This window comes from Novosphingobium sp. BL-S-34 (assembly GCF_056857015.1).
Genome location: NZ_CM166472.1, coordinates 2,984,908 through 2,998,044, shown reverse-complemented (window position 1 = coordinate 2,998,044; position 13,137 = coordinate 2,984,908). Strand labels below are relative to the sequence as shown.

The 13,137-nt window shown below is 66.1% G+C and carries 11 protein-coding genes; 8 read left to right on the top strand and 3 right to left on the bottom strand.

Annotated features, from left to right (window positions below):
- Positions 1 to 20 precede the first annotated feature (20 nt).
- The 3 genes from AC1VV3_RS14290 (at position 21) to AC1VV3_RS14280 (ending at position 3,453) form a co-directional block, all read left to right on the top strand.
- A complete protein-coding gene (locus tag AC1VV3_RS14290; RefSeq protein ID WP_132261947.1) occupies positions 21 to 347 on the top strand; it encodes a 2Fe-2S iron-sulfur cluster-binding protein in 327 nt (108 codons plus the stop codon).
- Between the two features lie 21 nt (positions 348 to 368).
- Positions 369 to 1,628 (top strand): cytochrome P450, encoded by a 1,260-nt coding sequence (locus AC1VV3_RS14285; RefSeq protein ID WP_431568741.1) that lies wholly within the window; start codon positions 369 to 371, stop codon positions 1,626 to 1,628.
- A gap of 484 nt (positions 1,629 to 2,112) precedes the next feature.
- Positions 2,113 to 3,453, top strand: a complete 1,341-nt coding sequence (locus AC1VV3_RS14280; protein ID WP_431568740.1) for an MATE family efflux transporter — start codon at positions 2,113 to 2,115, stop codon at positions 3,451 to 3,453.
- Between the two features lie 87 nt (positions 3,454 to 3,540).
- Here the strand turns inward: AC1VV3_RS14280 and AC1VV3_RS14275 are convergent, their stop codons facing one another.
- The 3 genes from AC1VV3_RS14275 to AC1VV3_RS14265 are packed head-to-tail and all read right to left on the bottom strand — an operon-like array spanning position 3,541 to position 7,729.
- Positions 3,541 to 5,109 (bottom strand): DHA2 family efflux MFS transporter permease subunit, encoded by a 1,569-nt coding sequence (locus tag AC1VV3_RS14275; RefSeq protein ID WP_431568739.1) that lies wholly within the window; start codon positions 5,107 to 5,109, stop codon positions 3,541 to 3,543.
- Positions 5,109 to 6,248, bottom strand: coding sequence for an HlyD family efflux transporter periplasmic adaptor subunit (locus AC1VV3_RS14270; RefSeq protein WP_431568738.1), 1,140 nt, complete (start codon positions 6,246 to 6,248; stop codon positions 5,109 to 5,111). Before AC1VV3_RS14270 ends, AC1VV3_RS14275 begins: the two co-directional genes overlap by 1 nt.
- On the bottom strand, positions 6,248 to 7,729 hold the full coding sequence (locus AC1VV3_RS14265) for an efflux transporter outer membrane subunit (RefSeq protein WP_431568737.1): 1,482 nt from the start codon (positions 7,727 to 7,729) through the stop codon (positions 6,248 to 6,250). Before AC1VV3_RS14265 ends, AC1VV3_RS14270 begins: the two co-directional genes overlap by 1 nt.
- Before the next feature lie 66 nt (positions 7,730 to 7,795).
- Between AC1VV3_RS14265 and AC1VV3_RS14260 the strand changes: the two genes are divergently transcribed.
- The 5 genes from AC1VV3_RS14260 (at position 7,796) to AC1VV3_RS14240 (ending at position 13,066) form a co-directional block, all read left to right on the top strand.
- On the top strand, positions 7,796 to 8,413 hold the full coding sequence (locus AC1VV3_RS14260; protein ID WP_132261936.1) for a TetR/AcrR family transcriptional regulator: 618 nt from the start codon (positions 7,796 to 7,798) through the stop codon (positions 8,411 to 8,413).
- Positions 8,414 to 8,510: 97 nt separating this feature from the next.
- Positions 8,511 to 9,014, top strand: a complete 504-nt coding sequence (locus tag AC1VV3_RS14255) for an asparaginase domain-containing protein (RefSeq protein WP_132261934.1) — start codon at positions 8,511 to 8,513, stop codon at positions 9,012 to 9,014.
- A 265-nt stretch (positions 9,015 to 9,279) separates the two neighbouring features.
- Positions 9,280 to 10,737 (top strand): sensor histidine kinase, encoded by a 1,458-nt coding sequence (locus tag AC1VV3_RS14250; RefSeq protein ID WP_243654017.1) that lies wholly within the window; start codon positions 9,280 to 9,282, stop codon positions 10,735 to 10,737.
- Positions 10,730 to 11,209 carry a response regulator gene (locus tag AC1VV3_RS14245; RefSeq protein WP_431568736.1) on the top strand — a complete coding sequence of 160 codons (480 nt, stop codon included), beginning with the start codon at positions 10,730 to 10,732 and terminating at the stop codon, positions 11,207 to 11,209. The genes AC1VV3_RS14250 and AC1VV3_RS14245 overlap by 8 nt, the downstream gene beginning before the upstream one ends.
- Before the next feature lie 90 nt (positions 11,210 to 11,299).
- On the top strand, positions 11,300 to 13,066 hold the full coding sequence (locus AC1VV3_RS14240; protein ID WP_482961922.1) for a putative bifunctional diguanylate cyclase/phosphodiesterase: 1,767 nt from the start codon (positions 11,300 to 11,302) through the stop codon (positions 13,064 to 13,066).
- Positions 13,067 to 13,137: the final 71 nt, after the last annotated feature.

The window sequence follows — 13,137 nt, the reverse complement described above, 5'->3', positions numbered from 1 at the left end:
CCGAAGGACAGGAGAGTTCGATGCCCAAGGTCACTTACGTCGATCATGAAGGACACGCGTCCGACGTGGACGTCGAGGTCGGCGACAACGTCATGCACGGCGCCGTCTACAACGGGATCGAGGGGATTACCGGCGAGTGCGGCGGTGGGCTCTCCTGCGCTACCTGCCACTGTTATATCGACGCGGACTGGGTCGACACCGTCGGCGCCCCCTCCTCCCAGGCGGAAGAGGAACTGCTGGAATCGGCAGCGGCCGAAGTGCGTCCCAGCAGCCGGCTCTCGTGCCAGATCGAGATGACATCCGCGCTGGACGGCCTCGTCGTCCACATGCCCGAACATCAATTCTGAACCGCCAGGCAGGAGAGACCGATGCCCATCGACGCCGCCAACCCGGTTCCCCCCAGCTTCCCGCGCCACGTCGGCATGGACCAGGTGCCGGACCATGTCCCGGCAGAGCTGATCCGCCAGTCCGGCCTGACGTTCGGCCCCGAATTCCTCGCCGGCCCGCACGATTTCATGGCCGCGCTGCACGAGAAGCAGCCGCCGATCTATTACGACGTGAGCCCGATGGGCAACATGTGGCACCTCACCAAGCATGAGGATGCCCTGTTCGGCCTGCGCCATCCGGATATCTTCTCGAACGAAGGCGCCACGCCCTTCCCGCGCGATCCGAACGACTACTTCTACTTCATCCCGATCGAGATCGATCCGCCCCACCACCGCAAGTACCGCAACATCGTGGATCCGGTGTTCAGCCCCAAGGGCGTGCTCAAGCTGGAAGAGTTGATCCGCAGGCGCTCGAACGACCTGATCGACGAGATCGAGGCCAAAGTCGCGGCCGGGGGCACTTGCGAATTCACCGAGGACTTCGGCCGCCCGCTGCCGGTCTCGGTATTCCTCGATATCATGGGCCTTCCCCAGGCCATGCGCGACACCTTCGTCGAATGGGCGATGGAACTGCTCCATTCGAACGACCGCGCGATCATGGGCCAGGCGATGGCTAAGATCGGCGCCTATCTCAAGGAAGCCATCGCCGAGAAGAAGGCCAATCCGGACGACGGCGTGGTCAGCCTGATCGCCCATGCCGAGCCGGACGGCGTGCCGCTCTCCGAAAAGGAGATCTTCGGCTTCGTCTGCTTCCTGTTCATCGGCGGGCTCGACACGGTGTTCGCCACGCTCAACAACATCTGGCTCTGGCTGGCGCAGAACCCCGAGCAGCGCCAGGAGATCATCGACCGCCCGCAGGACATCGACCGGATCGTCGAGGAACTTCTGCGACGCTGGTCGGTCACTTTCTCCGGACGCGTGCTCGACAAGGACTACGAGATGCGCGGCGTGCAGATGAAGAAGGGCGACCGTGTCACCTTCATCCTGCCCGCCTGCAATTTCGATCCCGAAGTCTTCCCCGATCCGAAGAACGTGGACTTCGACCGACCCCGCAAGACGATCCTGGCCTTCACCGTCGGGGTACACAGCTGCATGGGCGGACATCTCGCCCGCCTGGAAGTGAAGATCGCGCTGCAGGAATGGCTGAGGCGCGTGCCCCAGTTCGAACTGCAGCCGGGAACGCACATCGAGTACCGCCCCGGCGGAGTGATCGGACCGGAAGCCGTGCCGCTGGTCTGGTAGTCGCCGCCCGCCTGCCGCATCGTCTTTGCTGCAAGGCCCTTGCGCCCGTTCCGCACGCGCGCCGTCGATCCCTGGCGGTTGTGGCCAAACAGCATCGGTTGGGACATTCAATAAGTCCCGATGCAATTCCGCTTTGAGATCGCGCGAAATTGTTGCAGAGTGCTTGGTGAAAGGCCGCTTGCGGCTTTACCGGTGTTGGGAGAGAGCGCGCCGGGTAGGAAGTTTACTTTCTGTCCGGCGCGCCGATTCTTCGCAAACGCAACATCATCTCGATCAACGGTTTTAGCGCACTTGCACTGCTTCCAGCAGAGCAGGTCGCGCACCGTTGTATCCGTGCCATCCTTCCAGTTAGCAGGTGCAGCAAAGCCCTGCCCTCCGCCGGGCTCGCCCGATCGTCCCGATTCGCATGCTGCGATTCGCCGGCGCGATTGCCGGATCCAGAGCCCTCGGATAAGCGCGGAGGCATTCCAACCGCGAGAACGCCTTGAACCTTCGCCTATCCCTGCGTGCCGACCATCAGGCGCGATTGCTCTGGTCGATCGCCCTGCCGGCGATGCTCACCAACGTGGCCACCGCGCTGTTCGGGCTGGCAGACATGTGGGCCATCGGGCGCCTGGGCGACGCGCCGGCGCAAGGCGCTGTGGAACTCGGCGCGAAGTACATGATGGCCATGCTCAACGTGTTCAACTTCCTGCGGACCAGCACGGTCGCCCTCACGGCACAGGGTGCGGGGCGCGGGGATCGCACCGCTTCCGCCGAGACGCTGGCACGCGCCATGGCGGCGGCGATGGCCATCGGCGCGCTGCTGCTCTGCCTCATGCCCGTGGCGATCCCGCTGGGGCTGGACCTGCTCGAGGCCAAGGGCTCCCTGCGAGAGAGCGCCCGGCACTACATCGAGATCCGCTACTGGGCCGGTCCGCTATGGCTGGGCAATTGCGTGCTGGTGGGCTGGCTGATCGGACAGAGACTGGTGCGCCATGTCCTGGTGGTCGAAATCGCGGCGAACGCCGTGCACATCGCGCTGGACCTGTTCCTCGTGCTCGTCGCGAAGTGGGGGGTTGCGGGCGTGGCCACTGCAACGCTGACCTCGGAACTGTTCAAGTTCGCCGTGCTTGCCGCGCTCGTGCTGCGCCGTCCCGAAGCGCGCGCCGCCTTTTCCTCGGTGCGGCGACGGGCGACATGGCGGCGCGCCGAACTGGCGCGGCTCTTCGCCCTCAATCGCGACCTATTCCTGCGCACCCTGCTGCTCACCACCGCCCTGCTCGCCTTCGCCCGCACCGGTGCGCAGGCCGGCCCGGTGACGCTGGCGGCGAACGGCATCCTGTTTCAGCTCTTCATGCTGGCAACGCTCCTGCTCGACGGCTTCGAAAGCGCCGCCCAAGTGCTCTGCGGAGAGGCTCTGGGTGCCGGTGACGCCCGGCGCTTCAAGGCCACGGTCCGCTCGGCGCTGCTCTGGGGCGGCGTGATGGGCCTGGTCCTGACCCTGGCCTATGCTTTCGGCGGAGCGTGGCTGGCTTCGGCCTTCAACACCGACCCGGCGGTGATTGCCGCCACCGCCGCATATGCGCCGTGGCTTACCGCGATGCCGCTGCTGGGCGTCTCGGCCTATGTGTTCGACGGGGTCTTCGTGGGCGCCGGATGGACGCGGGCGATGATGGGGACGATGCTGGCGGCCATGGCGGTCTACGGCCTCTTGCTCTGGCTGCTCCATCCCTTCGGCAATCACGGCCTCTGGGCGGCGTTCACCTTGTTCTTCGTGCTGCGCGCGATCGGTCAGGCCCTGATGCTGCCGCGCCTGACCCGGCGCAGTTTCGCCGCGGGCTGACACCGGATCCCCTGGAAAAGAGAAAGCCGCCGACGCCGGAGGAGGAGTGGCATCGGCGGCTCGCTTGGCTTCAGGCAGGACGAGGGATCAGTGCCCGCCGGAAGCCGGCTTCGCACCGCGCGGGGGTCGCGGGGCGATCCAGATAGTGCATGCGGCGATGAACAGCAGCACGGCACAAAGCGCGAAGACATGTACCGTGCCCAGCGCCGTGCCCTGTGCCGCCACGAGATTGGCCAGCGTCTGGCGCGCCTGCTCCATGGAGAAGCCGGCGTTCTGCAACTGGGTCATGGTCTGCTGCGCACCGTTCATCGAGGCGGCCATGTCGGCGCCGTTGGCGCGTCCCATGTCCTCCCAGGTGGTGGTCACCAGCGCCGTGGCGATGGCGCTGGCCAGAGTGCGCCCGAAGTTGGCGATGCCGGCCGCACCCGCCGTCTCGTCCGGCCGCACCGAGGCCAGGCTGATCGTGGTCAGCGGGACCATGAACAGCGAGACGCCGACACCCTGCACCAGCTGCGGCCAGGCGATGGTCCAGAACGGCACTTCGGTCGACCAGCTCGTGCGGAAGATGGCGCAGATGCCGATCCAGGAAATGCCCAGGAACACCAGCATGCGCGGATCGAAGCGCTGCATCAGCTTGGGCACGAAGGGCGATGCGAACACCGCGAGCACGCCGGAGAAGGCCATCGCCTCGCCCGCCTGCGTCGCGGTATAGCCCATGGAAGTCTGGAGCCACTGCGGGATCACCACGACCGAGGCGAAGTAAGTGCCGAAGGCGATGGTGAGCGAGAATGTCGCCGCCGAGAAGCCGCGGTGCCGGAAGACCTTGAGGTCCACCACGGGATGTTCCTCGGTCAGTTCCCAGATCACGAAAGCGATGAAGAAGATCACCGCGATCACCGCCAGCGCGACGATGAAGGGCGAACCGAACCAGTCATGCTCGCGCCCAAGGTCCAGCATCATCTGGAAGGAAGCGACCCAGGCGATCAGCAGGCCCAGGCCCACGACATCGATCGGCAGCTTCCGCGTGGGCGTCTCGACCCCGCGCAGCATCGTGAACAGGCCGAAGAAGACCAGCGCCACGATCGGCACGTTGATGAAGAAGATCCACTCCCACGACCAGTTGTCGGAGATGTAGCCGCCGACGATCGGCCCCGCGATCGGCGCGGTAACGACCGTCATCGCCCACATGGCCATGGCGCGCGGATGCATGTGCTTGGGGAAGATGCGCAGCAGTAGCGTCTGCGTCAGCGGCATCAGCGGGCCGCCGCAGAAGCCCTGCCCCAGACGGAACAGCACCAGCAGCGGGAAAGTATGCGCGATACCGCAAAGCGCGGAAAACACGCCGAACCCGATCAGCGACATCAGGAACACCCGCAGGCTGCCAAAGCGCCCTGCGAGCCAGCCGGTGAGAGGCACGCAGATCGCTTCGGCAACCGCGTAGGAAGTGATCGCCCAGGTGCCGTTCGAGACCGAGACGCCAAGTCCGCCCGAAATGTGCGGGATCGAGACGTTGGCGATCGTCATGTCCAGCACGACGACGAAGTTGGCCATCGCCAGCAGGAAGCCGGCGATGAGCAGTTTCGCACCCGTGAAGGTGGTGCTGTCGGCGGCTCCCGTGCTTCCGGCCCCTGCCGCGGCGGGGGAAGCGCCGGCCATCAGTTGGCGTCCGTCAGTTCGATCTCGGCATCCATCGAGAGACCGATGCGCAGCGGGTGCTGCTGCAGTTCCTTGGCGTCAAGCTCGATGCGGACCGGCAGGCGCTGCACCACCTTGATCCAGTTGCCCGTCGCGTTCTGCGCCGGGATCAGCGAGAAGGCCGAGCCGGTGCCGCCGGCGAAGCCGATGACCTTGCCGTGATAGACCACGTCGCTGCCGTAGAAGTCGGCCTTCAGCGTGGCGTTCTGGCCGGGACGGACCTTGCCGAGCTGGGTTTCCTTGAAATTGGCATCGACATAGAGGTGGCCGACCGGAACCACGGTCATCGCCACGCCGCCGGCCTGGACCTTCTGGCCGACCTGGATGGCGCGCTTGGCGATCACGCCGTCGATCGGCGCGCGCACGATGGTACGTTCGAGATCGAGCCGTGCCTGGTCCAGCTTGGCCTGGGCCTGGCGGATTTCCGGGGCCGTGGTGTCGGTGGTGCCCTTGGTCAGGGCGACCGAGGCTTCTTCCTGGCGGCGTGCGCTGACCGCCGAAGCCTGCATCTGGGCCAGCATGGCACGCGCCTCGCTGGCCGATGCCTGCGCCGCGGCAAGCTGCTGGCGGGCCGTGGTCAGTTCATCGCCGGAGACGGCGCCACTACCCACGAGCGCCTGGCGGCGGGCAAAGTCGGTCTTGGCCTTGGTCAAGGTCGCCTCGGCCGAGGCGACGCTGGCCTTGGCGGAATTGATCTGCGCATCGCTGGCGTCTGCCGTGGCGCCCAGCGCCCGGTTCTGGGCCAGCGACTGCCCGTAGCGGCGCTGCGCGGCGGCGAATTCGGCCTCTGCCTGCGCCAGGGCGATGCGCTGGTCGGAATCCTCGATGCGGAACAGCAACTGGCCCTTGCGGACGGGCTGGGTGTCAGTGACGAGCACTTCCACCACGCGGCCCGAGGTTAGCGGGGTCACCTGCGCATTGTCGCCGCCGACATAGGCGTTGTCGGTCGAGACCGAGCGGCTGCCGACGAACAGGTCGTAGGCGAAATAGAGCACGCCAACCGCGGCCACGCCGATGGCGAGGCCGATCAGCAGCGGCTTGCGCCGGTTCTTGCCCAGCACGCTCCCGGAGCCCTGCTCATTGTTCTGGTCGTCACTCATTACTCGGGAGCCTTCTTGCTTGAATTGTCTTCGTAACCGCCGCCCAGCGCGCGCTTGAGCGCGACTTCGCTGGCGAGGGTCCGGAAATGGGCATCGACGGCCGCCTGCCGCGCATCGAGCGCGGTGGTCTCGGCGCTCAGCGCGTCGAGGTAGTTGCCCAGGCCGCCCTTGTAGCGCTTCATGGCGATGTCGTAGGCGCGGGCCGACTTGTCCCGGGCATCGGCCGAGGCCTCTTCCTGCTCGGCCGCGGCATTGCGCGAAGCCAGCGTATCGGCAACGTCCTGAAGCGCGCCGATCACTGCGGCGTTGTAGTCCGCCACCGCCAGATCGTAGGCGCCGCGCACTTTGGTATATTCGCCCTTGAGGCGTCCGCCCTGGAAGATCGGCAGGCTGATCGCTCCGCCGGCGTTGCCGTACGTCGAGCCGCTCTTGAACAAGTTCGAAATCCCGAGCGACTGCAGGCCGAACAGCCCGCTGATCGAGATATCGGGGAGGAACGCGGCCTTGGCGGCGTCGATACGCTTGCCCGCGCCTTCCGCACGCAGGCGGGCGGCGACGATGTCGGGACGGCGGCCGACCAGGCCGATGCCCGCATCCGCCGGCACCGGCGTGACCGGCAGGCTGGCGATCGCAGTCGGCGCGATGGCGAGGCCGCGGTCCGGTCCTGCACCGAGCAGCGCCGCAAGCGCATGGCGGCGCAGCAGGATCTGCTCGCTATTGGCCGACAGCGCGGCGCGGGCAGAAGCCGCGAGCGATTCGGACTGACGCAGCGGCAGTTCGCTGTCGAGCCCCTGCTGGTTGCGCTGGTCGCTGAGCGTGACCATCGACTGGCGCGCGTTCACCGCTTCCTTCAGCGCTTCCCCGCGCGCCACCAGGCGGGCGAGATCGAAGTAGGAAGACACCACGTTCGAGGAGAGCATCAGCTCGGCCTGATGAGCGTCGGCCTCGGCGGCCTTCTGCTCGGACGTCGCAGCGGCCAGCATCTTGCGGTACTTGCCCCAGAGGTCGAGGTCGAAGTCGCCCGAAAGCGCGAGATCGCCGGTGCTTTTCCAGCCCTTGGGAACGAAGTCGGCCGGAATGCCGTTGTTGTAACTCTGCTTGGCCGCCCCGGCAGAGCCTTGCCCGTTGACCGTGGGCAGCGTGGAAGCCCCCGCCACCAGCGCGGCACCGCGCGCCTGCAGGATGCGCGCCTGCGCCTCGGCTACGTCGGGCGAATTGGCCAGCGCCTCCGCCACCAGGGCGTCCAGCTGGGGATCGCCATAAGCGGTCCACCACTGCTGCTGCGGCCAGGCGGCATCCGCGGAGGCATTCGGCGCCCCATCGCGGAAGGACTGGGCGCTCAGAGACCTGGAGCTGTCCAGGGTTGCAGGAGCCCGCATCTGCGGCTTCGGCCCAAGGTCGGGCACGGCGCAGGCGGACAGCGAAAGGCCTACGGCTAGCATCGAAGCCGCCGCGACTCGGGGGATAGTGATCGTACTCATCAGTACAGTTTTTATCGGAGTCCGGCTTGCGCCTGTCAATGGAAAAGTGTACTGCCTGGTACCACTATGACAGAGAATTTGGGCAAGAGAGAACTCAACAAGGCCAGGAAAAGGGCAGCCATCGTGGATGTGGCGACGCGTTCGTTCTTCGAGCGAGGCTATGCCGCCACCACGATGTCTTCGATCGCCGATGAACTGGGCGGCTCGAAGGCCACCCTCTGGGCGCACTTCGGCTCCAAGGAAGAGCTGTTCGCAGCCGTGGTGGACAACAAGGTCGACAGCTTCTCGCAGGACGTGAACGAAGTGCTTGCCGGGCAGACCTTTTCGTTCCCGGCCCTGCGACGAGCATGCCTGCGCTTCATCGACTGCCTGCTGCGCGAGAATTCGGTACAACTGTTCCGCCTCGTCATGAGCGAGGGCGAGCGCTTTCCCGAGATCAACGAGATGTTCTACGAACGCGGTCCCTCGCGTTTTCGCGGCTGCGTCACCGAATTCTATGCGACGACGTTCACCCCGGAAGAGGCGGAGCGGCTGACGCAAGTGACGGTCTCGGCGATGGTCGGCTATCGTTCGGACATTCTCATGCGCCCGAAGCGCCCCACCCTGAAGGAACGCGAGGCTTTCGTGGACACTCTGATCGGCGTGGTCGACTGGCCGCGCCGCCCCTGCCCGCAAGCGGCCTGAGCGGAAGGCTAGAGGGCAGGCTCAAGGGCAGGCCCAGTGGCAGGCCCGGTGGCAGGAAAACCTTGACCCGAGGCTGTCGGCAGAGGAAATGGCGCGGATGGACAAGGCCCCCGCACTCTCTCCGATCCTCGTCGTCACCACTGGCGGCACGTTCGACAAGCAGTATTTCGACGCGCTCAGCGAATACCAGATCGCCGAAAGCGTGATCGAGAAGCTGCTCAAGGTCGCGCGCGTCGCCCATCCGGTGCGCGTGGTGGAGCTGATGCGCAAGGACAGCCTGGAACTGACCGACGAGGACCGTGCGGCCATCCGCGCCATCGTCGCGTCCGCGCCCGAGGCCCATGTGGTCATCACCCACGGCACCGACACGATGACGGACACTGCCAGGGTTCTGGCAGACGTCCCCGGCAAGACCACCGTGCTCACCGGCGCCCTCGCCCCGGCCCGCTTTGCCGAAAGCGACGCGACCTTCAATCTCGGCATGGCCTTCGCCTGCTGCCAGTCTGCGCCAGAAGGCGTGTGGATCACGATGAACGGCTCGGTCTTCAACGGCCTCCAGGTCCGCAAGGACCGCGATGCCGGGAAGTTCGTCGCCCTGTAAACAGGCGTTTGGTGCGCATCCGGAAGCGCGCCTGAGGTGAAGCCGTAGTTCCAGGCGCCCCATTCGCGCCGGCCCCTTGCCTCTCAAAATAAGCAGAAATCCGGAAACCTTCCTTCGTCAGACGCAAAGGGCCTGCCGCCTAGACGGAAACCCGGAAGGCCGATCGCCGCGTCGTCGAACGAACGCACACGACCTCCCGGTCGCACGGTAACGCCGCTTCCCCTTCCGGGAAGTCCCGGTGTCTTACGCTGCGAAGGGAGCTGTCGTGACGATTGCGCTTCAGGATCAGGCCGATGTCCACGTTGCGCTCGGCCATGCACCGATCGGTGCGATGATCATCGATCAGGCCGGCGTCATTTCCTGGGCGAACCCGGCACTTGCCGCGATCCTGGGCGAGTCCGATCCCGCCGCCCTGCGCCTCACCCTGGCCTTCGCCTGGCTGCCCGAGGACGATGCCGAAATCCTGCGGCAGATGCTGGAGGTGTTTTTCGCCGCCCCCCTGGAGGCCCGCCCCCCGTGGAGCCGCGCGGTCGCCATCCAGGGGCTGGAAAGCAATCCGCAAACGGTCGAAGTGACGCTGGCCCCCTGCCCCGGCGACTTCGGCGCGCGCGCGATACTCTATTTCCAGAGCCTCACGCGCCAGGTCATCGCCGAGAAGCGCTTCTCGCAGATCTTCGAGAACCTGCCCCTCGGCGCGCTCGTCGTCGATACCCGCCAGCGCATCGTCCAGGTCAATTCCGCCCTCTCCGCCGAGTTCGGCTATCCGCGCGAGGAACTGGTCGGCCAGCCGCTGGAGACGCTGCTGCCCGCGCGCTACCGCGAACTCCACCGCGAGCACGTCGAGGGCTATGTCGCCGCCCCGGCCTCGCGCATGATGGGCTCCGGCCGCGACCTCACGGGGCTGCACCGCTCCGGCCAGGAGATCCCGGTCGAGATCGCGCTGACCAAGCTCGAAAACGGCGCCCAGCCGATGTTCATGGCCATCGTCAGCGACATCTCGTCGCGCAAGCGGGCCGAGACCGCGCTCCAGCAGACCAATTCGCAACTTGAGGAATTCACTTATGTGGCCAGTCACGATCTGCGCTCTCCGCTGCGGGGCATCGCCGACCTCGTCACCTGGATCCGCGAAGACCTGAGCGGCGTGGCGCTGCCCGAGGACGTCCAGCACAATTTCGACCGCATATCCCTGCGCATCGCTCGGGCCGAGCAGATGATCGACGATCTGCTCGACTATGCCCGCGCCGGCGTGCGCGACCGGCACATGGAGACGATCTCCCCCGCGGAACTGGTCGACGAAGCGCTGGGCCTCGCCCTCGTACCGGACAGCTTCAAGGTGGAGATCGACATGAACGGCAGCGACATCACCGCGCCCCGCGCGCCGCTGGCGACATCCTTGCGCAATCTCATCGGCAATGCCGTCAAGCACCATGGCGGGCGCTCGGGCCGGATCCGCATCGCCATGCGCGAGGAAGGCCGGTTCTCGGTCTTCACGATCGACGACGACGGCAAGGGCATCACCCCGGGCAACGAGGAGCGCATCTTTAAGCTGTTTCACCGGGCCTCGCCGGGCACGAGCGGCGACGGTGTCGGCCTCGCCTTCACCCGGCGCATGATCAATGCCCACGGCGGGATGGTGACCGTATGCTCGCCCGGCGCGCTCGGCGGCGCCACGTTCGAGATCCACTGGCCGCGCATCCTGCTGAAGGAATACGAGGATGAGTGACCGCCCGGGAGACAGCGCGGGCCGTGAGCAGTCCACTCCCAGCCGCCCCGCCCTGTTCGACTATACCGTTCTGGTGGTGGATGACGACGACGTCGCGCTCGAAGGGGTGCTGCGCAGCTTCCGGCGGCACGGCGTGCCCTGCCGCAGCCAGACGGCGGGCGACGGGTGCGAGGCGCTGCAGATCCTGCGCGGACAGCATCCGGCCAAGCGGCTCGGCACGCCGGTGATCGTGCTGCTCGATCTCAACATGCCGAACATGGACGGCTTCCAGTTTCTGGAAACCCTGCGCGCCGATCCGGCGCTGCAGCGCACGGTCGTGTTCATCCTCAGCACCAGTTCGCGCGATCAGGACCGGTCGCGCGCCTACGACGAACATGTCGCCGGCTACATGGTGAAGTCCGCCGTCGGGCCGCAATTCGCCCAGCTCGCCCATTTCATAACGCAATACGCGACGACCCAGAACCTGCCCTGAAGCAGGCCCGATCCAGCCGAAAAACCCAGCGGGCAAAAAGCCCAAGCCAGCCTCACGGTCGCCCAACCCAACCCGAAGGACCTGACGACGATGGAATATTTTCACAACGGCAAGACCGAAATCCAGGCCCTCGTGGTGGACGACGACGATGTCGACCGGGAACGCCTGATCCGCATGCTTCAGCGCGGCCCCCGTTCGATCAACGTGATAGAGGCCAGCTCGCAGGCGGAGGCCCTGCAGATCATCCGCCATGCCGAACCCTCGCTGGACATCGTCTTCCTCGATTTCGGCCTCGCGGACGGCGACGGTCGCGACCTCGTGCCGACGATCCGCGCCGAAGTGGACCAGGACTGCCCGATCGTGGCCGTAACCGGCAATGTCGATGAGCAAGTGGCGGCAAATTCGATCAAGGCCGGCATGACCGAATATCTCACCAAGCGCGCGCTCTCGCCCGAACGCGTCGCCGCTTCGGTGGAGGAAGGCATTGCCTGGCGCAAATATCGGCAGGACTTGCGCCGCACCGAGGAAGAACTGACCCATCGCAGCCTGCACGATCCGCTGACCGACTTGCCCAACCGTACGCTGCTGTTCGACCGGCTCGGCCAGGCTTGCGCCCGTGCGCGCCGCAACGGTTCGTCCTTCGCCGTGATGATGATCGACCTCGACCGGTTCAAGGAGATCAACGACAGCTTCGGCCATGCCGCCGGCGACGTGGTGCTCACCACCATCGCCCGCCGCCTGCGTGGCCACTTGCGCGAAGTGGACACGGTCGCGCGCCTCGGGGGCGACGAATTCGCGCTGCTCCTGCAGGACGTGCCTGACTACGACACCGCAACCGGGCTGGCCGGCAAGCTGGCCCGGGTGATCGAGCAGCCGATCGTCCACGAAAACCGCATTCTCCATGTCGGCGCCTCGATCGGCATCGCCATGTGCCCGCAGCGCGGCTATGCGCCCACCGGCCTGCTCTCGGCAGCGGACGATGCGATGTATGCGGCCAAGCGCGGGATCGACAAGCTCGTCACCAGCCGCGAAAACCTGCCCGCGTCTCCCGCCTTCGATCCCAAGGACATGCTGGAGGAAATCGACCAGGCCATCGCGCACGACGCTCTGGAATGGCACTGGCAACCGAAAGTGGACTTGCGCGACGGGCGCGTGCTGGGCTTCGAGGCACTCGTCCGCTGGCGCCATCCGCGCAGCGGCAATATTCCCGCAGACCAGCTCATCCGCACCGTGGAGCAATCTCCCTTGCTGGAGACTTTCACCAACCAGTGCCTGGACACCGTGCTCTCGCAGTTTGCGCGCATCCAGGACAAAGTGGACGGCGCCACGATCGCCATCAACGTCTCCGCCCGCATGCTGGAGCGTCCGACTTTCGTGGACAGCGTGGTCGAGCTGATCGAATGCCACCGCATAGCGCCTGAGCGGGTCACGCTGGAGCTGACCGAAACCGCGCTCATCACCAACCCCTCGCAGGCCAAGCGGGTGATAGAGCGGCTGCATGAGCACAAGATCCCGCTCTCCATCGATGACTTCGGCGCCGGGTTCACCTCCTTCGGCTACTTGCGCGACTTCGCGATCAGCGAAATCAAGATCGACCGCTCGTTCATCTCGCGCTTCACCGAGAGCCGCTTCGACCAGTCGCTGGTCAACAGCCTGGTGGTCCTCTGCGAAAGCCTGGGCATTCCGCTTGTGGCAGAGGGCGTGGAGACGCCGGAAACGCAGGAGCTGCTGGTCTCGCTCGGCTGCAATGCCGGGCAAGGCTACGGCATCTGCAAGCCGATGCCCTATGACGACGTGCTCGACTGGATGGACACCTGGCGCAGCCAGGCGCCGATGATCCGGCAGGTCAACGCCTGAACACGTGAGGGCCTGAGGACCTGAGGGCCGGATGCCCGCCCCGCTGCCCGATCGCAGCGGGGCGGGCAGAC

Coding starts and splice junctions, on each gene's coding strand:
- AC1VV3_RS14285 (WP_431568741.1), top strand. CDS start 369: ATGCCCATCGACGCCGCCAACCCGGTTCCCCCCAGCTTCCCGCGCCAC.
- AC1VV3_RS14265 (WP_431568737.1), bottom strand. CDS start 7,729: ATGAGTACGATCACTATCCCCCGAGTCGCGGCGGCTTCGATGCTAGCC.
- AC1VV3_RS14255 (WP_132261934.1), top strand. CDS start 8,511: ATGGACAAGGCCCCCGCACTCTCTCCGATCCTCGTCGTCACCACTGGC.
- AC1VV3_RS14275 (WP_431568739.1), bottom strand. CDS start 5,109: ATGGCCGGCGCTTCCCCCGCCGCGGCAGGGGCCGGAAGCACGGGAGCC.
- AC1VV3_RS14240 (WP_482961922.1), top strand. CDS start 11,300: ATGGAATATTTTCACAACGGCAAGACCGAAATCCAGGCCCTCGTGGTG.
- AC1VV3_RS14245 (WP_431568736.1), top strand. CDS start 10,730: ATGAGTGACCGCCCGGGAGACAGCGCGGGCCGTGAGCAGTCCACTCCC.
- AC1VV3_RS14290 (WP_132261947.1), top strand. CDS start 21: ATGCCCAAGGTCACTTACGTCGATCATGAAGGACACGCGTCCGACGTG.
- AC1VV3_RS14270 (WP_431568738.1), bottom strand. CDS start 6,248: ATGAGTGACGACCAGAACAATGAGCAGGGCTCCGGGAGCGTGCTGGGC.
- AC1VV3_RS14260 (WP_132261936.1), top strand. CDS start 7,796: ATGACAGAGAATTTGGGCAAGAGAGAACTCAACAAGGCCAGGAAAAGG.